This is a genomic window from Paralysiella testudinis, assembly GCF_016894345.1.
Lineage (GTDB): Bacteria > Pseudomonadota > Gammaproteobacteria > Burkholderiales > Neisseriaceae > Paralysiella > Paralysiella testudinis.
Map to the genome: position 1 here is coordinate 694,058 of NZ_CP069798.1, position 20,953 is coordinate 715,010.

A 20,953-nucleotide genomic window follows, 5' to 3' on the forward strand; every position below is an offset into this window, starting at 1 on the left:
CCATGAGCCAAAGCCACTACCTCGAGCTGCGCGCCATACCGCAGCCCGAGCTCACCCAAAGCCAAGTGCTCAGCCACCTGATGCAGGCGCTGCACCAACACCTGCCCGCCTACGCGGGGCGTATTGGCGTGGCCTTCCCCGGCTACGGCCAAGCGCGCACCCTCGGCGGCATCATCCGCCTGATCGGCAATGAGGCCGACTGCCAAGCCCTGCACCAGCAATTGCACGCCAGCGGCAACATCAGCGACTACGCCTTGCTCTACGCTGTGGCCAAAGTACCCCAAGGCATCCAAAGCCATGCGCGCTACAGCCGCAGCCACCACAAAGGCCCAAGCGCCCTGCGCCGCGCCGAACAGCGCCTCAGCGCCCAAGGCAAATGGCAGGCCGAAATCGCCGACAAAATGCGGGCAAAATGGCAAACCCCGCCCAAACTGCCTCACCTACAACTAAGGAGCGCCAGCACCAAACAAACATTCACCCTCTGGATTCAACAGCAAAACCACACCCACCCCAAACCCGGTCTATTTAGCGCCTACGGCCTCAGCCAAGAGGCCACTGTACCGCAGTTTTAAGCCAAGCCAAATCCAACCCTTTTTTCAGCTAAATAAAAACCATATTTTAAAACAATTGGTTATAAACGCAGCCTGAAAAAGGGTTGGTTAGGCAATCTGATCTTTAACAGATTGAAAGCAAAACAAGTTTGGCATAATTTACGCTAGGATTCCTGCCGCACAGGCAGCTTAGAAATGTTGATTCACAGCAAGCATGTATGTCTGTAAGATTCCTGCCGCACAGGCAGCTTAGAAAACGCGCGGCGGCTGCCAAGTTGGGTTTTGCTAGATTCCTGCCGCACAGGCAGCTTAGAAAACAGCCAACGTGCGCCCGCTCACTGCCTCAAAGATTCCTGCCGCACAGGCAGCTTAGAAAGCTCAAGCCCAGCTCAATAGCCGCCACGATGCGATTCCTGCCGCACAGGCAGCTTAGAAATCCGCACTTCGACCTGCTTTAATATCCGCCATGATTCCTGCCGCACAGGCAGCTTAGAAACAACAACCCCAATACCACTATAAGTCCAAACAGATTCCTGCCGCACAGGCAGCTTAGAAATGCTGTTGCGCAGGAGCTGGCACGGGCACGCTGATTCCTGCCGCACAGGCAGCTTAGAAACATTACCCCCCCGCTTTAAATTTAATATCTTCGATTCCTGCCGCACAGGCAGCTTAGAAAAAACCGCGAACCGATGCAGGGGGTGAATCTGGGATTCCTGCCGCACAGGCAGCTTAGAAAATATTTGGCAAGTGAGGGTTATGAATGGCTTGGATTCCTGCCGCACAGGCAGCTTAGAAAATCTGCATCATTTTCTGCGCCATCATGTCTTGGATTCCTGCCGCACAGGCAGCTTAGAAACAATACCCCGCGCGGGATAGATTCCGCTGTGCGATTCCTGCCGCACAGGCAGCTTAGAAAATCCATGCTTCAGGCAGCTAGGGCTTGTCAAAGATTCCTGCCGCACAGGCAGCTTAGAAAAACAGGCGCTTAATAAGGCGAATTGCCCACACGATTCCTGCCGCACAGGCAGCTTAGAAATGAAAATGTCGGTGCAGTGGTTGCATATGACGGATTCCTGCCGCACAGGCAGCTTAGAAATCCTTTTCTCCCAAACTGGGGATTCTGTAGCAGATTCCTGCCGCACAGGCAGCTTAGAAAATATTTGGCAAGTGAGGGTTATGAATGGCTTGGATTCCTGCCGCACAGGCAGCTTAGAAACAGCAAACCCTGAAAACAATGGCAAAGTGTTTTGATTCCTGCCGCACAGGCAGCTTAGAAAATTGCCAAATTTGCTACGGTTAGTTACAATTCGATTCCTGCCGCACAGGCAGCTTAGAAAATATACCCGTTTTCTTCTTTTTCACCAGTATTGATTCCTGCCGCACAGGCAGCTTAGAAAAACTGCAGAAATCATAATAGCGAATTTGGCAAGATTCCTGCCGCACAGGCAGCTTAGAAAGTGGCCGAGCACCACTATCGCCGCGCCGTCTAGATTCCTGCCGCACAGGCAGCTTAGAAAAAACGCGCGGGCAGGTGCACAGCGGCCAAAATGATTCCTGCCGCACAGGCAGCTTAGAAAATTAACATAGGCAGCTACAGCGGCACATTCACGATTCCTGCCGCACAGGCAGCTTAGAAATGATTTACAGCCCGAAAGCCCTGAAGCCCCGGGATTCCTGCCGCACAGGCAGCTTAGAAATTTAACACCTTTTTTTGCATTTCCCAATAGTTGATTCCTGCCGCACAGGCAGCTTAGAAATTAGCCAAATACGCCGCCGCATCTTGCGGCGTGATTCCTGCCGCACAGGCAGCTTAGAAATTTTCATAAATAAAACAAATGGCAGCCTTATGGATTCCTGCCGCACAGGCAGCTTAGAAATATGCTGCTGACTTTTGCAGGCCGCATACTCAGATTCCTGCCGCACAGGCAGCTTAGAAACCAAACCCATTACTGGCACGCCATCGAAAACAAGATTCCTGCCGCACAGGCAGCTTAGAAAAGACTGATGCGCTGGCGCAGCATAAACGGCAGGATTCCTGCCGCACAGGCAGCTTAGAAAAGCCGGGCGGTGTAGCCGTCAAAGTCGTTGTAGATTCCTGCCGCACAGGCAGCTTAGAAAATAAGGCAAAGATGCTGCGGGGATTTCTGCCCGATTCCTGCCGCACAGGCAGCTTAGAAAAGATGAATAACTTTAGTTCTTATAGCTGGCTTGATTCCTGCCGCACAGGCAGCTTAGAAAAGATGAATAACTTTAGTTCTTATAGCTGGCTTGATTCCTGCCGCACAGGCAGCTTAGAAAGCCGCAGAGCGCAAAGCATTGCAAGCCAAAGCGATTCCTGCCGCACAGGCAGCTTAGAAAATCGGTGGCGCGCACTGCTGCCCAAGCCATATGATTCCTGCCGCACAGGCAGCTTAGAAACGCCTAAATACATGAATGCCATGATTGAACAAGATTCCTGCCGCACAGGCAGCTTAGAAATATAAAGGCCGCAAACTCTTCAGCAACATTAAGATTCCTGCCGCACAGGCAGCTTAGAAAAACAACAGACTGCATGAATGGCTGCCTGATAGGATTCCTGCCGCACAGGCAGCTTAGAAACAATACGACACCTTTGAAGACGCTTTCAATTCGATTCCTGCCGCACAGGCAGCTTAGAAAGCTGCCGGTCTGTCACTGGCCGCTATGTCCGCGATTCCTGCCGCACAGGCAGCTTAGAAAAATCTGATGATTCGGCTGCACTTGCGAAGTCAGATTCCTGCCGCACAGGCAGCTTAGAAATGACAGCCGTTTTCTTGGTCGCGGAAATGCACGATTCCTGCCGCACAGGCAGCTTAGAAAACTTTCCATGCAAATTGGGGATTGAAATGCTAGATTCCTGCCGCACAGGCAGCTTAGAAAGCCGCCCCGGCGGCCAACACTTTAACAATGGTGATTCCTGCCGCACAGGCAGCTTAGAAAGTTTGTTAATGCAACACGTGAAAGTCAAAATTGATTCCTGCCGCACAGGCAGCTTAGAAATTTGAAGACGCCTTCAATTCCGGCACTGAAGAGATTCCTGCCGCACAGGCAGCTTAGAAATCCGTTCGTTCGGCCATAAGGCTGCCTGAAAAGATTCCTGCCGCACAGGCAGCTTAGAAAAAATTGGCAGCGAAGAAAAAATGCGCGCCCACGATTCCTGCCGCACAGGCAGCTTAGAAATGCAATTTCAGAAAAATCACCTGTGGATAACTGATTCCTGCCGCACAGGCAGCTTAGAAAAAACTCACCAGTGCAGCCCGCGCCGCCCAAACGATTCCTGCCGCACAGGCAGCTTAGAAATGTGAAGTTCGATTCCATCGCCGTTTGATTCAGATTCCTGCCGCACAGGCAGCTTAGAAAGCGCTGGGCAATGATGCAAACTTTGCGGCCACGATTCCTGCCGCACAGGCAGCTTAGAAAACCAACTCGGCGTATTCGGCGCTGTCGTCTTGGATTCCTGCCGCACAGGCAGCTTAGAAATTACTGGCCAAGCTGGCTGTAAACGACAACCTGATTCCTGCCGCACAGGCAGCTTAGAAACACGCAAGTGATGCTTATTTAGGCTGTGCACCGATTCCTGCCGCACAGGCAGCTTAGAAAGTTTGTACCGCAACAGAACAACCTTTCAGGCAGATTCCTGCCGCACAGGCAGCTTAGAAAATATCATTAAAATAATACTTGTATGCCCCCCAGATTCCTGCCGCACAGGCAGCTTAGAAAGTTAGGATATCCTGTAAAAGGACGCCGATTACGATTCCTGCCGCACAGGCAGCTTAGAAATTTGTCGCCCGCTTTGGCCATGGCGTTATAAGGATTCCTGCCGCACAGGCAGCTTAGAAATTACGCTGTCATTTTTTATCGTGAATTAAAACGATTCCTGCCGCACAGGCAGCTTAGAAACACCCCAGTTTAAGGCCACGGGTGCAGCCTTAGATTCCTGCCGCATAGGCAGCTTAGAAATAAAGCACACCGACCAAATTCAAAAGCTGCTGGATTCCTGCCGCACAGGCAGCTTAGAAAACGATGGCACGCCGCACTGGCATGGTTTGCTGGATTCCTGCCGCACAGGCAGCTTAGAAAAACATATGTTATTGCGGTAATGCCTAGGGCGGGATTCCTGCCGCACAGGCAGCTTAGAAATCCCGCAAACATTTGGCATTTATAAACTGCCTGAAGATTCCTGCCGCACAGGCAGCTTAGAAACGGAACAGGAAAAATCAGACCTGTGCAAAGACGATTCCTGCCGCACAGGCAGCTTAGAAATTGGCCACGGTTTCCGGTTCGTCCCCCCCCCTATGATTCCTGCCGCACAGGCAGCTTAGAAATTGATTGGCTTTATGGGCTACCGCATGTACAAGATTCCTGCCGCACAGGCAGCTTAGAAATGCACAAGTACGGCTTTGGCCGTGCGGAGCTTGATTCCTGCCGCACAGGCAGCTTAGAAAGCCACGATGCCGCCACGGCAGCGGTAAACAAAGATTCCTGCCGCACAGGCAGCTTAGAAATTCTTCTGAGAATGGTTTTTCTTGGTCGCCTTGATTCCTGCCGCACAGGCAGCTTAGAAAGCTGATGTGGCTGTGGATGCCACCGCATATCAGATTCCTGCCGCACAGGCAGCTTAGAAAACCAGCACCAATCCGGCCGGCGAAATGGCCGCGATTCCTGCCGCACAGGCAGCTTAGAAATTCGGTTTTTAAATCGTTTACGGTTTTGGCTTGATTCCTGCCGCACAGGCAGCTTAGAAACTTGTTTGTTGACTGTAGCAGCCGTTGCGCTAGATTCCTGCCGCACAGGCAGCTTAGAAAGCCCGCCCCATCGCCCTGCCCGAACCTACCTTGATTCCTGCCGCACAGGCAGCTTAGAAAGCCGATATTACGCCCAGCTTTGCGCACAACCAGATTCCTGCCGCACAGGCAGCTTAGAAAATTTCAAAATCGCGCCACTTGGGATGTAGTCCGATTCCTGCCGCACAGGCAGCTTAGAAATTGTTTGGCGACAAAGCGGGCAGTGTCGGTGAGATTCCTGCCGCACAGGCAGCTTAGAAAGTACTACGCCAGCCGCGAAAAACTGCAACACGGATTCCTGCCGCACAGGCAGCTTAGAAATCGGTATAGCGTTGCATAAAGCCGCCGAATAGGATTCCTGCCGCACAGGCAGCTTAGAAAGTACTACGCCAGCCGCGAAAAACTGCAACACGGATTCCTGCCGCACAGGCAGCTTAGAAATCGGTATAGCGTTGCATAAAGCCGCCGAATAGGATTCCTGCCGCACAGGCAGCTTAGAAATCCACCGCAGGCAACACATGCACATCAATACAGATTCCTGCCGCACAGGCAGCTTAGAAAGTTTAATTCAATCAGCATTGTTTCACGCTGGCGATTCCTGCCGCACAGGCAGCTTAGAAAATCAAGCGCAACCCCAATTACGCCGGCATCAAGATTCCTGCCGCACAGGCAGCTTAGAAAACGGCTTGGTCTAGCGTAATCACGGGGGTTTTGATTCCTGCCGCACAGGCAGCTTAGAAAAATATAAGTGCCTTCTTCTTCATCAATCCAGGGATTCCTGCCGCACAGGCAGCTTAGAAAAAGACGTGTCAAGCATGGGAAAACGGCGTGGAGATTCCTGCCGCACAGGCAGCTTAGAAATGAAAACACCGAGAGCGCCATGAGTGCCTTTTGATTCCTGCCGCACAGGCAGCTTAGAAAATACGCCGCTGCCAAGCCGCCCAGCCACCAAAGATTCCTGCCGCACAGGCAGCTTAGAAACGGATCAAATGTAGGCATTAGAGGTGTTGATAGATTCCTGCCGCACAGGCAGCTTAGAAATGAAGTCGAACAACGCCGTCTGTTTCTTTCACGATTCCTGCCGCACAGGCAGCTTAGAAAGTTGGCGTGTTTGATTTGGTCTTTTAGATGGTGATTCCTGCCGCACAGGCAGCTTAGAAACCGAGCTGATTAATGCCGATGCCATTTCCATGGATTCCTGCCGCACAGGCAGCTTAGAAATTGTCTGTTTCCGCCATCGAAGCCGTGTTTTGGATTCCTGCCGCACAGGCAGCTTAGAAATGAAAAGCGGCCAGCTGCTGATTAACGTAAACGATTCCTGCCGCACAGGCAGCTTAGAAATGTTGTTGTGTTTGATTGGGCTTTGGCTGGATGATTCCTGCCGCACAGGCAGCTTAGAAAGATAAAGCCAGCAGTTGGGCCAGCAGCCTAGAGATTCCTGCCGCACAGGCAGCTTAGAAAAGTTTGCCGATTTCTTTGATGCCAAAGACTTAGATTCCTGCCGCACAGGCAATTTATGCAAACATCCATCACCCTATACAACTTTTCGCGCTAGGTTATTGACATTAAGACATTAAACCAATCTATTTATGAAATATGAATTATGAATAAAATGAAAAGGCTGCCTGAATTTAAAGCTTCTACGAAGCCAAAACATTCAGGCAGCCTTTGCTTGTGTTTACTTGTTGGCAGCTTAAGTCGGTGCGTGTTCTTGCACACCACTTACAGCGCAGCCTTTAAAGGTTTTGTTGCCCACATCCAAGGTGGCGGTGAATTCATTTTCATGGCCGTCTAGGGTGCAGGGTTGGCTGCGGATGTTCAGGCCGATTTTCTGGCCTTGATCTTCGCCGAAGAATTCCACGCCTTTGGCGTAGGCGGAGCGTTCTACGGTGATGGTGGCGCTTTTCAGCTTAGCGCCTTCGATGCTTAATTGGTCATGATCCACCACCGCGCGCCAGGCGCTGCTGTTGTCGCCAAAGGCGGTAAAGGCAGTGATTACGGTGTTTTCAGGGTTGGTTTCGGCGCTGGCGGCGGTATTAGTAGCGGGTGCAGAAGCGGGGGCGGTTACAGCTGAAGCAGCGGGGGCGGAGGCCGGAGCCGGGGTGTCGCTGCCGGATTGGGTGCCACCACAGGCGGCCAAAAACAGTGCCAGCGCAGTGGCGGCGGAGGTACGCAGTAACATAAACATTCCTTATGAAGGTGATTTGGTGGGGAAAGCATTGATTATGCCATAATCGGCACCAGATTAGTTCAGAGCCAAAATCACTGCATTGGTTCCCTGCTTTTCAGACAGCCAGTTGCGGCTGTTGTTATTTTCTTGCCCTGCACAAAAGGAAACCCCATGTCCGACAATATCCTGCTCCATTTGGCCGATGAGCCGCGTTTTGATGCGGTGGCCGTGGCCGACATTGAGCCTGCATTAAGTGCCGCCATCAACCAAGCGCAAAGCGCCATTGCCGCCATCAAGGCCTTGCCCGATGCCACATGGGACAACACCGTGGAAGCGCTCACCGACATCACCGAGCGCGTGGGGCGGATTTGGGGCGTGGTATCCCATTTAAACAGCGTGGTCGACACCCCCGAACTGCGCGCGGTATACAACCAATTGATGCCGCAAGTCACCGAATTTTTCACCGCGATCAGCCAAGACATCGAATTGTACGCGCGCTTCAAAGCCGTGAAAGCCGCGCCGGAATTTGCCCGCTTATCCGCCGCGCAACAAACCAAGCTCAACCACGATTTGCGCGACTTTGTCTTGGGCGGTGCCGAGCTGGATGCCGCCGCGCAAGCCGAATTTGCCGCCTTACAAAGCGAAGCGGCGCAGCTGGGCGCGCAATTCAGCCAAAACGTGCTCGATGCCACCGATGCTTTCGCCCTGTATTTTGCCGATGGCAATACCTTGGCGGGGATTGATGCCCCGGCGTCTTCCCCTTGTGCAGCCGCCGATTTTGAAGCCGACAGCGCCAAAACCGGGCTGCCTGAAGATGCGCTGGCCATGTTTGCCGCCGCAGCGGCAGCCGAAGGCAAAAGCGGCTATAAAATCGGCCTGCAAATGCCGCACTATCTGGCGGTAATGCAATATGCCGACAACCGCGCCCTGCGCGAAAAGCTCTACCACGCCTACAATACCCGCGCCAGCGAACTGGGTGCGGCGCAGTGGGACAACAGCGCCAATATCGGCCGCCGCCTGCAAATTGCCCAGCGCGAAGCCGAATTACTCGGCTTTGCCAACTATGCCGAATTGTCGTTGGCCACCAAAATGGCCGACACCCCCAACCAGGTATTGGCCTTTTTGCGCGACTTAGCCGCCCGCGCCAAGCCGTTTGCGCAACGGGATTTGGCCGAAGTGGCCACCTTTGCCACCACAACCTTGGAGCTGCCTGAAATCCAAGCTTGGGATTTGGCCTGGGCCAGCGAAAAGCTGCGCCAAGCCAAATACGCCTTTAGCGAAACCGAAGTGAAAAAATATTTCCCCACCGACCGCGTGCTGCACGGCCTGTTTGCGCTGATTGCCAAGCTCTACCGCGTGAACCTGATGGAGAAAAAAGTGCCGGTATGGCACCCCGATGTACGCTATTTCGAGCTGGAAAAAGGCGGTGCCATTATCGGCGGCGTGTATTTGGATTTGTATGCCCGCGAAGGCAAACGCGGCGGTGCGTGGATGAACGACTACCGTGGCCGCCGCCGCTTTGAGTCCGGCACCCGCCGCGGCCAATTGCAAACGCCGGTGGCTTATTTGGTGTGCAACTTCACCCCGCCGGTGGGCGGCAAAGCCGCGCGCTTAAGCCACGATGAAATCCTAACCCTGTTTCACGAAATGGGGCATGGCCTACACCACCTGCTCACCCAAGTAGACGAATTAGGCGTGTCCGGCATCAACGGCGTGGAATGGGACGCGGTGGAATTGCCCAGCCAGTTTATGGAAAACTTTGTGTGGGAATACGATGTGCTGGCCGGCATGAGCAGCCACGAAGACAACGGCGCCGAGCTGCCGCGCTCGCTGTTCGACAAAATGCTGGCGGCCAAAAACTTCCAGCGCGGCCTGTTTATGGTGCGGCAAATGGAATTTGCCCTGTTTGATATGCTGATTCACAGCCAGCCCGACGCCGATACCAATTGGATGCAGACGCTGCAAGACGTGCGCCGTGAAGTGGCCGTCATCCAGCCGCCCGCCTACAACCGTTTTGCCCATGCGTTCAGTCATATTTTTGCCGGCGGCTATGCAGCGGGCTACTACAGCTATAGCTGGGCCGAAGTGCTGTCGGCCGATGCTTATGCCGCTTTTGAAGAAGCCGGGCCTGAGCAAATGGTGGCCACCGGCAACCGCTTCTGGCAAGAAATCCTCGCCGTGGGCGGCGCCCGCAACGCCATGGCTTCATTTAAAGCCTTCCGCGGCCGCGAGCCGGAAATCGACGCTTTACTGCGCCACAGCGGCTTTGATGGCGAGGCTGCCTGAAGATTAATATGTTGTTTACGTTGAGATAAACCCTTATCGGTTTAAAAGGCTGCCTGAAAGCAAAGCTGCTGCAAAGCAAAGCCATTCAGGCAGCCTTTAGGCTGTATGCGGGCAATCAATGGCGTTAATTGAATAGGAGGTGCCTTGGTGCATCAACGGCGGGTTGATTGGGATTCGATGCGCCAAGGCAGTTTGGGTTTTTGAATCAGGCAGCATGTTTACTGTTTGTTTACTGCCGCACAGGCAGCTTAGAAAGCCGGCATTATGAACGACAACATGCGTGGCGAGATTCCTGCCGCACAGGCAGCTTAGAAATTAGCGATTGCATGAAGTTTAGTAGCCATGATGATTCCTGCCGCACAGGCAGCTTAGAAAATGAAGCGTCCAAAGCGGGGGCGGTAGTCGCCGATTCCTGCCGCACAGGCAGCTTAGAAAGCACTGGCCGCAGAATCAGGATGCCAGCCGGAGATTCCTGCCGCACAGGCAGCTTAGAAAGTTGAAGGCCGTATGCCGCCCGTCGTCCGTCGGATTCCTGCCGCACAGGCAGCTTAGAAAACTGCGCCACTGGCACCGCCGCCGCTTAATACGATTCCTGCCGCACAGGCAGCTTAGAAATACAACAACATGGTTCGCTTCCAAGCCGCTGCGATTCCTGCCGCACAGGCAGCTTAGAAATCCTGCCGCACCGCCCGATTCAATCGGATTTTGATTCCTGCCGCACAGGCAGCTTAGAAATTGGTGACCATGAAGTCAGTTATGGAGTCGTTGATTCCTGCCGCACAGGCAGCTTAGAAATCGGGTGTCAGGTTTCAGGTGCCGGACATCAGGGTTTTGCTGCATAGGCAGCGTAAGAGAACAATGTATAAACCAAAAGGCTGCCTGAAACATAATTGGATGCAGCCGCCATGTTTTAGCCGCGCCGAAACCATGTTTCAGGCAGCCTTAACGGCTTGGCAACGCCAAACGATACCTTGGCTGCAAGCCCGTTATTCAAATTTCCATCATTTCAAAATCATCTTTGCGCGCATCACAATCCGGGCAAGTCCAGTTGGGTGGTACATCCGCCCACAAGGTGCCGGGTGCAATGCCGTCTTCGGGCAAGCCGGCAGCTTCATCGTAAAAAAATCCGCAAATCAAGCACATATAGGTTTTCATGCTGCTCCTTGTTTTCAGTAAGGGTTAAAATTGACGCCAGATTGAACCTCAGCCGGTGTGGCGGTGGTTTTGATGCCTTATTGTAGCGCAGCGGCGGTTTCGTGCCAGCAGGCTCTTAGGGTATGATGGCGGCCATTGTAGGGTACGGCACAGTGCCGCTGCCATTTTGATAAAGCCATTATGTCCGCTTCTTATCCGTCGTTGCGTTTTTCTTCCGCTCATTTTGCGGCCGCTGTGGCCGCCATTTTGGTGTCTTACGGCTCCAGTGCGGTGATTATTTTTCAGGCAGCCCAGGCCTTTGGCAGCACGGCGCAGCAAATCAGCTCGTGGTTTACCGCCTTGGGGCTGGGCTGCGGTGTGCTCACGTTGCTGTTGTCGCTGCGCTTTAAAGCGCCGGTGATGGTGGCGTGGAGCACGCCGGGCGCGGCGATGATGGTGGGCATGAGCGGCATTCCCTTAGGACAGGCGGTGGGGGCGTTTATGTTTGCCGCCGCGCTGATGCTGCTGGTGTCGGCCACCGGCTTTTTCAGCCGGTTGGTGGCGCTGATTCCCAAAACCTTGGCTGCGGCGATGTTGGCAGGCATTTTAATCAATTTCGGCAGCAAAGTGTTTGTGTCGATGCAGTCGCAAACCGGTTTGGTGCTGCTGATGCTGGCCACTTATTTGCTTAGCAAAATCCGTTTTCCGCGCTATAGCATTTTGCTGATGCTGGTGGCCGGGTTTGCCTATGCCGGTTTTGCCGGTTTGCTGCATTTGGAAAATCTGCACTGGCAGCCGCCCACCTTGCAATGGCTGGCGCCGGAATTCAATGTGGGCGTGCTGATCAGTGTGGGCATACCGCTGTTTATTGCTACTTTGGTTACGCAAAACGTGCCCGGTATTGCGGTGATGCGTGCCTACCACTACGAAACCCCGGCCACGCCCTTGATTAACGCCACCGCGCTCGGTTCGCTGCTGCTGGCGCCGTTTGGGGCGTTTATGATGAATCTGGCTGCCATCAGCGCGGCCATCACCATGGGGCGTGATGTCGACCCCGATCCCAAGCAGCGCTATCTGGCCAATATTTGGCTGGCGCTGTTTTATTTTGTGCTGGCCGCTTTGGGCGGTGTGGTGGTGTCTTTGTTTGCCGCGTTGCCCAAAGAATTGCTGTGGGCGTTGGCGGGCATTGCCATTTTCGGCACTTTGCTGGCCAATCTGTTGGCCGCGTGGGAAGACGAAGCCACGCGCGAAGCCTCGTTAATCACCTTGCTGGCCAGTGCTTCGGGCATGAGCTTGTTTGGCATTGGCAGCGCCTTTTGGGGGCTGGTGTTTGGTATTGTGGTTTACCATCTGAACCGCAAATTGCAGCGCCGTTAATGCCGGTTTTCGGTTTTAGCCTGCGTAAAACCGTGTTTCAGGCAGCCTGAAAACGTTGGATGGCGAGATGGCAAATGTAAAGACGCCGTATGTGTCTGTAATGGCGGGGGTGCTAACGGCAGCATAGTGATTGTTAAAAACAAATGCAAAAGCAAGCCGTTAAGCTGTGCAGGGCGGTGCGGTTGAAAAAACAATCTTCAATATAACCATATATTGAGAATCAATATCATTTAAAAGCCTGAAAAGGCAGTGCTTTTCTCAACAATATTTGCGCCTAAGCTTTCAAAAGCCCGTAGAAATTGGGTATAATGCCAGATGTCTTTACCTATATTTTCATAAAGGTGCGCGCAGCCATGTTGGCGAATTATTTTCCCGTATTGGTCTTTTTGCTGGTCGGCTTAGCTGCCGGTGTGCTGTTTATTTCACTGGGCTTATTGCTGGGGCCGAACCGTCCGGGCGTGGTCAAGCAAGATCCGTTTGAATGCGGTTTTGAAGCATTTGAAAACGCACGTATGCGTTTTGACGTGCGTTATTATTTGGTGGCCATTTTGTTTATCCTGTTTGATCTGGAAGTGGCCTTTATGGTGCCATGGGCGGTGGTGTTCAAGGAGTTGGGCGCATACGGCTTTTGGTCCATGTTGGTGTTTCTGGTGATTTTGGTCATCGGCTTTATTTATGAATGGAAAAAAGGCGCTTTAGAATGGGAATAGAAGGCGTTTTGAAAAAAGGTTTTGTCACCACCAGTGCGGATACGGTGCTCAACTATGTGCGCACCGGCTCTTTGTGGCCGGTGACATTCGGCTTGGCCTGCTGTGCCGTGGAAATGATGCACGCCGGTGCCGCCCGTTACGACTTGGATCGCTTCGGTATTATTTTTCGCCCCAGCCCGCGCCAGTCTGACCTAATGATTGTGGCCGGCACTTTGTGCAATAAAATGGCGCCGGCGCTGCGCCGTGTGTACGAGCAAATGGCCGAGCCGCGTTGGGTATTGTCGATGGGCTCTTGTGCTAACGGCGGCGGTTATTACCATTATTCCTATTCGGTGGTGCGCGGTTGCGACCGCGTGGTGCCGGTAGACGTGTATGTGCCGGGCTGCCCGCCCACCGCCGAAGCGCTGGTGTACGGCCTGTTGCAGTTGCAGCAGAAAATCCGCCGCACCGCCACCATTGCGCGTGCTTAAAGGAGCTTGAAATGGCAGACATCAGCAAACTTCAGGCAGCCTTGGGCGCAATTTTGGGCGAGCGTGCCACGCTTATTAACGCTGTGGATGAGCTTACCCTCGAATGCGCCGCCGCCGATTATCATTCGATTATGCAAACCCTGCGCGACCACGACGAGCTGCACTTTGAGCAGCTAATCGACTTGTGTGGCGTGGACTACAGCACCTACAAAAACCAAGAATGGCACGGCAAGCGCTTTGCAGTCGTGAGCCATTTGTTGTCGCTCAAGTACAACTGGCGCCTGCGCGTGCGCGTATGGGCCGATGACGACGACTTCCCCATGGTGGATTCGGTGGTGGATTTATACAATGCTGCCGATTGGTATGAGCGCGAAGCGTTCGACCTCTACGGCATCTTGTTCAACAACCACCCCGATTTGCGCCGCATCCTTACCGACTACGGCTTTGTCGGCCACCCCTTCCGCAAAGATTTCCCCATTTCCGGCCATGTGGAAATGCGCTACGACGAGGCCGAAGGCCGCGTAATCTACCAGCCGGTGACGATTGAGCCGCGCGAAATCACCCCGCGCATCGTCAGAGAGGAGCAATACGGTGGCTAAATTACGCAATTACACCATCAACTTCGGCCCGCAACACCCGGCAGCACACGGCGTGCTGCGCATGATTTTGGAGCTGGAAGGCGAAACCATTGTCCGTGCCGACCCGCACATCGGCCTCTTGCACCGCGGCACCGAAAAACTGGCGGAAACCCGCACCTATCTGCAAGCACTGCCGTATATGGACAGGCTCGATTATGTGTCGATGATGTGCAACGAGCAGGCCTATTGCATTGCCGTTGAGCGTCTGCTCGGCATCGAAGTGCCGCTGCGCGGCCAATACATCCGCGTGATGTTTGCCGAAATCACCCGCATTCTGAATCACCTGATGGGCGTGGGCTCGCATGCGCTTGATATTGGCGCGATGACCGTATTCCTCTATGCCTTCCGCGAACGCGAAGAGCTAATGGATTTATACGAAGCCGTGTCTGGCGCCCGTTTGCACGCGGCTTATTTCCGCCCCGGCGGCGTTTACCGCGACCTGCCCGATTTTATGCCCAAATACGAGTCGAGCAAATACCGCAACGCCAAAGTATTGAAAGAGCTGAACGAAAGCCGCGAAGGCACCATGCTCGACTTTATCGAGGCCTTTACCCAGCGCTTCCCTGGCTGTGTCGACGAGTACGAAAGCTTGCTCACCGACAACCGTATCTGGAAACAGCGCACCGTGGGCGTGGGCGTGGTATCGCCTGAGCGCGCCTTGCAAAAAGGCTTTACCGGCGTGATGTTGCGCGGCTCCGGCATTGAGTGGGACGTGCGCAAAAAGCAACCCTACGATGCCTATGCGCAAGTGGATTTCGATATTCCCGTGGGCGTAAACGGCGACTGTTACGACCGCTACCTGTGCCGTATCCATGAAATGCGCCAATCCAACCGCATCATCCAGCAATGCGTGGCGTGGCTGAAAGCCAATCCGGGGCCGGTGATTGTGGAAAACCATAAAGTAGCACCACCCAAGCGCACCGACATGAAAATGGGTATGGAAGACCTGATTCACCATTTCAAGCTCTTTACCGAAGGCATGCACGTGCCCGAAGGCGAAGTGTATGCGGGCATTGAGCACCCGAAAGGCGAATTCGGCATTTACCTGATTTCCGATGGTGCCAACAAACCCTACCGCATGAAAATCCGCGCCCCCGGCTTTGCCCATTTGCAAGGCATGGACGAAATGGCACATGGCCATATGCTGGCCGATGTGGTGGCGATTATCGGTACTCAAGACATTGTATTCGGGGAGGTGGATCGATAATGTTGTCCGCTGAAAGTTTAAAACAAATCGACATCGAGTTGGCCAAATATCCGGCCGACCAACGCCGCAGCGCGGTAATGGCCGCCTTGCGTATTGCGCAAGTAGAGCAAGGCTACCTGAAACCAGAAGCCATTGAATTTGTGGCCGACTACATCGGCATGGCGCCGGTGGCGGCCTACGAAGTGGCCACTTTTTATAATATGTACGACCTGGCGCCGGTGGGCAAATACAAGCTCACCGTGTGTACCAACCTGCCTTGCGCCCTGCGCGGTGGCGTGGATGCCGCTCAGTATCTGCAGCAAAAGCTCGGCATCGGCTTTGGTGAAACCACCGCCGACGGCAAATTCACCCTGATGGAGGGCGAATGCATGGGTGCTTGCGGCGATGCGCCGGTGATGCTCTTAAACAACCACAAAATGTGCAGCTTTATGACCCCCGAAGCGATTGAAGCGAAACTGGCGGAGTTGAACTGATGGCGATTTACCAAGCAGGCGTGATTTTTGACGGGGTAGACACGCAAGACCCCAATGTCTGGACCTTGGCGGCCTATCGGGCGCGCGGCGGCTATCAGGCGTTGCAGCAAATCCTCGACAACAAAACCGCGCAAGACGATGTGATTGCGGAAGTGAAAACCTCCGGCCTGCGCGGCCGCGGCGGTGCCGGTTTCCCCACCGGCTTGAAGTGGAGCTTTATGCCGCGCTCGTTTCCCGGTGCCAAATACGTGGTGTGCAATACCGACGAAGGCGAGCCGGGCACCTTTAAAGACCGCGACATCATCGACTACAATCCGCACGCCTTGATTGAAGGCATGATTATTGCCGGTTATGCCATGGGTGCGGTGGCGGGCTACAACTATATTCACGGCGAAATTTTTTCCGGCTACCTGCGTTTTGAAGCGGCTTTGCAAGAAGCGCGCGATGCCGGTTTGTTGGGCAAAAACATCTTGGGCAGCGGTTTCGATTTCGAATTGTTTGCCCACCACGGCTACGGCGCCTATATCTGCGGCGAAGAAACCGCGCTGCTGGAATCGCTGGAAGGCAAAAAAGGCCAGCCGCGCTTTAAGCCGCCGTTTCCGGCTTCGTTCGGCCTGTATGGCAAGCCCACCACCATCAACAACACCGAAACCTTTGCCTCGGTGCCGTTTATCATCCGTGATGGCGGCCAAACCTTTGCCGACAAAGGCATTCCCAACAACGGCGGCACCAAGCTGTTTTCCGTTTCCGGCCACGTTGAGCGCCCGGGCAACTACGAAGTGCCGCTGGGCACCCCGTTTGCCACCTTGCTGGAAATGGCCGGCGGCATGCGCGGCGGCAAAAAGCTTAAAGCGGTGATTCCCGGCGGCTCTTCCGCTCCGGTATTGCCCGGCGACATCATGATGCAAACCACCATGGATTACGATGCCATTGCCAAAGCGGGCTCCATGCTCGGCTCCGGCGCGGTGATTGTGATGGACGAAGACGTGTGCATGGTGAAAGCGTTGGAACGCTTAAGCTACTTCTACTTTGAAGAATCGTGCGGCCAATGCACGCCTTGCCGCGAAGGCACCGGCTGGCTCTACCGTGTGATCCACCGCATTGCCAACGGCCAAGGCCGCCCGGAAGATTTGGATTTGCTCGATTCCGTTGGCAACAATATGGCCGGACGCACCATTTGCGCTTTGGCCGATGCCGCCGTATTTCCGGTGCGCAGCTTTACCAAGCATTTCCGCGCCGAATTCGAGCACTACATCGAACACGGTCGCCCGATGAAAGAACACCGCTGGTGCTGATTGGCGCTGTGGCGCAACGCGCTTATTTAGGATTGCGAACCCATGTTACAAATTCAAATAGACGGTAAACAACTCTCGGTGGAGCAGGGCAGTACGGTAATCGAAGCCGCCCACCAAGCGGGTACCTATATCCCGCACTTTTGTTACCACAAAAAACTCTCCATCGCCGCCAACTGCCGTATGTGCTTGGTGGAAGTGGAAAAAGCCCCCAAGCCCTTGCCGGCCTGTGCTACTCCGGTAACCGACGGCATGGTGGTGAAAACCGATTCGCCGCTGGCGAAAAAAGCCCAGCAAGGCGTGATGGAGTTTTTGCTGATTAACCACCCGCTTGATTGCCCGATTTGCGACCAAGGCGGCGAATGCCAGCTGCAAGATTTGGCCGTGGGCTACGGCAACGGCGCCAGCCGCTACACCGAAGCCAAACGCGCAGTAATGGGCAAAGACATGGGGCCGTTGGTGTCGGCGGCTGAAATGAGCCGCTGCATCCATTGCACCCGCTGCGTGCGCTTTACCGAAGAAATCGCCGGCGTGCAGGAAATCGGCATGATTAACCGTGGCGAATTTTCCGAAATCGTGCCGTTTATCGGCGAAGTGGTGCAAACCGAATTGTCGGGCAATGTTATCGACTTATGCCCGGTGGGTGCGCTCACCAGCAAACCGTTCCGCTACGATGCGCGTTCATGGGAATTGAGCCGCCGCAAAACCATTTCCGCCCACGATGCTTTGGGCAGTAATCTGATTGTGCAAACCAAAGACCACGGCGTGCGCCGCGTATTACCGTTGGAAAACGAAGCCATCAACGAATGCTGGATTGCAGACCGCGACCGCTTCGCCTACGAAGGCTTGTACCAAAACCGCTTAAGCCAGCCGCAAATCAAGCAAGACGGCCAATGGCATGTGGTGGATTGGCAAACCGCGCTCGACTATGCCGCCAAAGGCTTGCGTGGCGTGAGCAAAGATTTTGGTGCCGACGCCATCGGCATGTGGGTAAACCCGGCCAATACCGTAGAAGAAATGTATCTCGCCCGCGAGCTGGCGGTCGGTTTGGGCGTTAAAGCCATCGACAGCCGTTTGCGCCAGCTCGACAGCCGCCTTTCAGGCAGCCTCAAAGGCGCGCCGTGGCTGGGGCAAAGCATTGCCGCATTGGCGCAAAACGATGCCGTGCTGTTTGTGGGTGCCAATCTGCGCCAAGAGCAGCCGCTGCTCACCGCGCGCATCCGCCAAGCCGCCAAACAAGGCATGAAAGTGGCGGTGTTGGCTTCCGGTACCGAAACCTTGCATATGCCGCTGGCCGCGCAAACTGTGCTGCACCCGGGCGCTTGGGCGCAATGGCTTGGCAGCGATGAAGCCGCTGCCTTGCTGCAAGGCGCAGGAAAAGCCGCCATTGTGTTGGGTGCGGAAGCGCAAAACCATCCTGATGCCGCTGCCATTTATGCTGCGGCGCAAGCCTTGGCGCAAAGTAGCGGTGCCACATTGGGTATCTTGCCGCAGGCCGCCAACAGTGTGGGGGCCGATGTGGTGGGCGTGAATGCCACTGCCGCCGAGCACAGTATTGCCGCGCAAATCGCCGCGCCGAAAAAAGCCGTGCTGTTGTTGAATGTAGAGCCGGATATGGATGTGGCCAACGGCGGTGCCGCTGTGGCGGCACTGAAACAGGCGCAAACCGTGATGGCCTTTACCGCTTTTGACAGCCCGGTGCTGCGCGAAATGGCCGATGTGCTGCTACCGATTACGCCGTTTACCGAAACTTCAGGCAGCTTTATCAATATGGAAGGCCGCTTGCAATCCTTCCACGGCGTGGTGAAAGCCGCAGGCGAAGCGCGGCCGCTGTGGAAAGTATTGCGGGTGTTGGGCAATGTGCTGGGTTTGAGTGGCTTTGAGTATGAAAGCAGCGAGCAAATTCTGGCGCGTGCGGTTAATGCGGAAACGCTTTCAGGCAGCCTCAACAACGATTGTACGGCACCTGCCGCCCCCGCTGCCGATACGGGTTTATTGCGCGTGGGCGGCGTGGCCATGTATGCCACCGATGCGGTGGTGCGCCGTTCTGCCCCGTTACAGGCCACTGTGCAAGCCGCCGTACCGGCCGCGCGTGTAAACAGCGCCACGCTGGCACGTTTGGGTTTAGTCGCCGGCGACACCGCCCAGGCCAAACAAGGCCAAGCAACATTGGCGGTAACTGTGGCTGCCGATGACGGGCTGCCTGAAAACGTGGTGGCCTTGCCGCTGCATCAGGCCAACTGGACATTGGGTGCTTTATTGACCACCGTTGAATTGAGCAAAGGATAATCATGCAAGCGTGGTTCCAACAATTACTGGGTACAGACATCGGCTTGGTGGTGTCGGTGTTGGTGAAAATCGTCATCATTCTGGCGCCGCTCATCCTCACCGTGGCCTACCTGACTTATTTCGAGCGCAAAGTGATCGGCTATATGCAGCTGCGCGTGGGTCCGAATGTGGTCGGTCCTTTCGGCTTGATTCAGCCTTTTGCCGACGTACTCAAACTGCTGTTTAAAGAAGTTACCCGCCCCAGTCAATCGAACAAGGCGCTGTTTTACATCGGCCCGATGTTGTCGTTGGCACCGGCGTTTGCGGCGTGGGCGGTGATTCCGTTTAGCGACACCTGGGTGCTCACCAATGTAGATGCAGGCTTGCTGTATATCCTGATGATTACTTCATTGTCGGTGTACGGCGTGATTATTGCCGGTTGGGCGTCCAATTCCAAATATGCCTTTTTGGGTGCCATGCGCTCGTCTGCGCAAACCATCTCCTACGAAATCGCCATGGGCTTTGCCTTGATTGGTGTGATTATGGTTTCAGGCAGCATGAACTTTAAAGACATCGTGGCGGCACAATCGAGCGGCATCATGGGCGGCTCGGTGTTTTCGTGGAACTGGCTGGCGCTATTCCCGCTGTTTATTGTGTATTTGATTTCTGCAGTGGCCGAAACCAACCGTGCCCCGTTCGATGTGGCCGAGGGCGAGTCGGAAATTGTGGCCGGTTTTCATGTGGAGTATTCCGGTTTTGCCTTTGCGCTGTTTTTCCTAGCCGAATACATTTTCATGATTTTGATTGCCGCGCTCACGTCCATCATGTTCTTGGGCGGCTGGCTGTCGCCGTTTCCGCAAAGCTGGGGCTTTGTGGGCACGCCCGGTGCGCTGTGGATGTTTATCAAAATGGCGGCCATTTTGTATTTTTACCTGTGGATCCGCGCCACTTTCCCGCGCTACCGTTACGACCAAATCATGCGTTTGGGCTGGAAAATACTGATTCCGGTAACGATTGTGGCGGTGATTGCGCTGGGTTTATGGATGATTTCACCCTTGTCGTTGTGGCAATAAGGGGAGCGAGTATTTATGGCTAATTTAGTAAAAACCTTTTTGCTGACAGAGTTGCTCACGGGCATGAAAGTGACCCTGAAAAACTTCTTCGCCCGCAAAGTCACCATTTATTTCCCCGAAGAAAAAACACCGCAATCGGTGCGTTTTCGCGGCCTGCACGCCCAGCGGCGCTACCCCAACGGCGAAGAGCGCTGCATTGCCTGTAAGCTGTGCGAAGCCGTGTGCCCGGCCTTGGCCATCAATATCGAATCGGAGCAGCGTGACGATGGCACTCGCCGCACCACCCGCTACGACATCGATTTAACCAAGTGTATTTTTTGCGGCTTTTGTGAAGAAGCCTGCCCGGTAGACGCGATTGTGGAAACCCATATCCTCGAATACCACGGCGAAAAACGCGGTGATTTGTATTACACCAAACCGATGCTGCTGGCCATTGGCGATAAATATGAAGACGAAATCGCCAAACGCAAAGCAGCCGATGCACCGTATCGTTAAGAGGTGG

14 protein-coding genes and 2 CRISPR repeat arrays are annotated in these 20,953 nt (G+C 54.4%); of the genes, 12 read left to right on the plus strand and 2 right to left on the minus strand.

All coding sequences use genetic code 11. The features are described from left to right. Positions 1-2: 2 nt before the first annotated feature. Positions 3-572 carry a type I-F CRISPR-associated endoribonuclease Cas6/Csy4 gene (gene cas6f / locus JQU52_RS03540; protein WP_230339777.1) on the plus strand — a complete coding sequence of 190 codons (570 nt, stop codon included), beginning with the start codon at positions 3-5 and terminating at the stop codon, positions 570-572. 147 nt (positions 573-719) lie between these two features. Further along, positions 720-6,874: a CRISPR direct-repeat array (repeat unit 28 nt; unit sequence GATTCCTGCCGCACAGGCAGCTTAGAAA). A gap of 172 nt (positions 6,875-7,046) precedes the next feature. Here the strand turns inward: cas6f and JQU52_RS03545 are convergent. After that, positions 7,047-7,535 carry a hypothetical protein gene (locus JQU52_RS03545; RefSeq protein ID WP_230339778.1) on the minus strand — a complete coding sequence of 163 codons (489 nt, stop codon included), beginning with the start codon at positions 7,533-7,535 and terminating at the stop codon, positions 7,047-7,049. A gap of 159 nt (positions 7,536-7,694) precedes the next feature. On the opposite strand from JQU52_RS03545, the gene JQU52_RS03550 reads away from it, so the two are divergent. Further along, positions 7,695-9,809: a M3 family metallopeptidase gene (locus tag JQU52_RS03550; RefSeq protein WP_230339779.1), complete on the plus strand. Its 2,115-nt coding sequence runs from the start codon at positions 7,695-7,697 to the stop codon at positions 9,807-9,809. Between the two features lie 227 nt (positions 9,810-10,036). Further along, positions 10,037-10,604: direct repeats of the CRISPR family, unit length 28 nt; unit sequence GATTCCTGCCGCACAGGCAGCTTAGAAA. Between the two features lie 195 nt (positions 10,605-10,799). Here the strand turns inward: JQU52_RS03550 and JQU52_RS03555 are convergent. Further along, positions 10,800-10,964: a rubredoxin gene (locus tag JQU52_RS03555; RefSeq protein WP_230339780.1), complete on the minus strand. Its 165-nt coding sequence runs from the start codon at positions 10,962-10,964 to the stop codon at positions 10,800-10,802. 180 nt (positions 10,965-11,144) lie between these two features. On the opposite strand from JQU52_RS03555, the gene JQU52_RS03560 reads away from it, so the two are divergent. The 10 genes from JQU52_RS03560 to nuoI all read left to right on the plus strand — a co-directional run bounded on the left by JQU52_RS03560 (position 11,145) and on the right by nuoI (position 20,946). Further along, positions 11,145-12,320, plus strand: coding sequence for a benzoate/H(+) symporter BenE family transporter (locus JQU52_RS03560; protein WP_230339781.1), 1,176 nt, complete (start codon positions 11,145-11,147; stop codon positions 12,318-12,320). Between the two features lie 353 nt (positions 12,321-12,673). Further along, the gene (locus tag JQU52_RS03565; RefSeq protein WP_230339782.1) at positions 12,674-13,030 is read left to right on the plus strand and encodes an NADH-quinone oxidoreductase subunit A; all 357 of its coding nucleotides are present in this window, start codon (positions 12,674-12,676) and stop codon (positions 13,028-13,030) included. Next, positions 13,021-13,500, plus strand: a complete 480-nt coding sequence (locus tag JQU52_RS03570; protein WP_230339783.1) for a NuoB/complex I 20 kDa subunit family protein — start codon at positions 13,021-13,023, stop codon at positions 13,498-13,500. The genes JQU52_RS03565 and JQU52_RS03570 overlap by 10 nt, the downstream gene beginning before the upstream one ends. A gap of 11 nt (positions 13,501-13,511) precedes the next feature. Further along, on the plus strand, positions 13,512-14,099 hold the full coding sequence (locus JQU52_RS03575; protein ID WP_230339784.1) for an NADH-quinone oxidoreductase subunit C: 588 nt from the start codon (positions 13,512-13,514) through the stop codon (positions 14,097-14,099). Beyond that, the gene (locus JQU52_RS03580) at positions 14,092-15,345 is read left to right on the plus strand and encodes an NADH-quinone oxidoreductase subunit D (protein WP_230339785.1); all 1,254 of its coding nucleotides are present in this window, start codon (positions 14,092-14,094) and stop codon (positions 15,343-15,345) included. The genes JQU52_RS03575 and JQU52_RS03580 overlap by 8 nt, the downstream gene beginning before the upstream one ends. Next, the gene (nuoE, locus tag JQU52_RS03585) at positions 15,345-15,818 is read left to right on the plus strand and encodes an NADH-quinone oxidoreductase subunit NuoE (RefSeq protein ID WP_230339786.1); all 474 of its coding nucleotides are present in this window, start codon (positions 15,345-15,347) and stop codon (positions 15,816-15,818) included. The genes JQU52_RS03580 and nuoE overlap by 1 nt, the downstream gene beginning before the upstream one ends. Next, on the plus strand, positions 15,818-17,113 hold the full coding sequence (nuoF, locus tag JQU52_RS03590) for an NADH-quinone oxidoreductase subunit NuoF (RefSeq protein ID WP_230339787.1): 1,296 nt from the start codon (positions 15,818-15,820) through the stop codon (positions 17,111-17,113). Before nuoE ends, nuoF begins: the two co-directional genes overlap by 1 nt. A 42-nt stretch (positions 17,114-17,155) precedes the next feature. Then, entirely contained in the window at positions 17,156-19,399 is a 2,244-nt protein-coding gene (gene nuoG, locus JQU52_RS03595) for an NADH-quinone oxidoreductase subunit NuoG (protein ID WP_230339788.1), read from the plus strand. Between the two features lie 2 nt (positions 19,400-19,401). Further along, positions 19,402-20,451, plus strand: a complete 1,050-nt coding sequence (gene nuoH / locus JQU52_RS03600; protein WP_230339789.1) for an NADH-quinone oxidoreductase subunit NuoH — start codon at positions 19,402-19,404, stop codon at positions 20,449-20,451. A gap of 15 nt (positions 20,452-20,466) precedes the next feature. Next, a complete protein-coding gene (gene nuoI, locus JQU52_RS03605) occupies positions 20,467-20,946 on the plus strand; it encodes an NADH-quinone oxidoreductase subunit NuoI (protein ID WP_230339790.1) in 480 nt (159 codons plus the stop codon). The last annotated feature ends 7 nt before the right edge of the window (positions 20,947-20,953 follow it).

What these genes read in the sequence shown, in the direction of transcription:
- cas6f (WP_230339777.1), top strand. Translation starts at nt 3, where the DNA reads ATGAGCCAAAGCCACTACCTCGAGCTGCGCGCCATACCGCAGCCCGAG.
- JQU52_RS03545 (WP_230339778.1), bottom strand. Translation starts at nt 7,535, where the DNA reads ATGTTACTGCGTACCTCCGCCGCCACTGCGCTGGCACTGTTTTTGGCC.
- JQU52_RS03550 (WP_230339779.1), top strand. Translation starts at nt 7,695, where the DNA reads ATGTCCGACAATATCCTGCTCCATTTGGCCGATGAGCCGCGTTTTGAT.
- JQU52_RS03555 (WP_230339780.1), bottom strand. Translation starts at nt 10,964, where the DNA reads ATGAAAACCTATATGTGCTTGATTTGCGGATTTTTTTACGATGAAGCT.
- JQU52_RS03560 (WP_230339781.1), top strand. Translation starts at nt 11,145, where the DNA reads ATGTCCGCTTCTTATCCGTCGTTGCGTTTTTCTTCCGCTCATTTTGCG.
- JQU52_RS03565 (WP_230339782.1), top strand. Translation starts at nt 12,674, where the DNA reads ATGTTGGCGAATTATTTTCCCGTATTGGTCTTTTTGCTGGTCGGCTTA.
- JQU52_RS03570 (WP_230339783.1), top strand. Translation starts at nt 13,021, where the DNA reads ATGGGAATAGAAGGCGTTTTGAAAAAAGGTTTTGTCACCACCAGTGCG.
- JQU52_RS03575 (WP_230339784.1), top strand. Translation starts at nt 13,512, where the DNA reads ATGGCAGACATCAGCAAACTTCAGGCAGCCTTGGGCGCAATTTTGGGC.
- nuoE (WP_230339786.1), top strand. Translation starts at nt 15,345, where the DNA reads ATGTTGTCCGCTGAAAGTTTAAAACAAATCGACATCGAGTTGGCCAAA.
- nuoF (WP_230339787.1), top strand. Translation starts at nt 15,818, where the DNA reads ATGGCGATTTACCAAGCAGGCGTGATTTTTGACGGGGTAGACACGCAA.
- nuoG (WP_230339788.1), top strand. Translation starts at nt 17,156, where the DNA reads ATGTTACAAATTCAAATAGACGGTAAACAACTCTCGGTGGAGCAGGGC.
- nuoH (WP_230339789.1), top strand. Translation starts at nt 19,402, where the DNA reads ATGCAAGCGTGGTTCCAACAATTACTGGGTACAGACATCGGCTTGGTG.
- nuoI (WP_230339790.1), top strand. Translation starts at nt 20,467, where the DNA reads ATGGCTAATTTAGTAAAAACCTTTTTGCTGACAGAGTTGCTCACGGGC.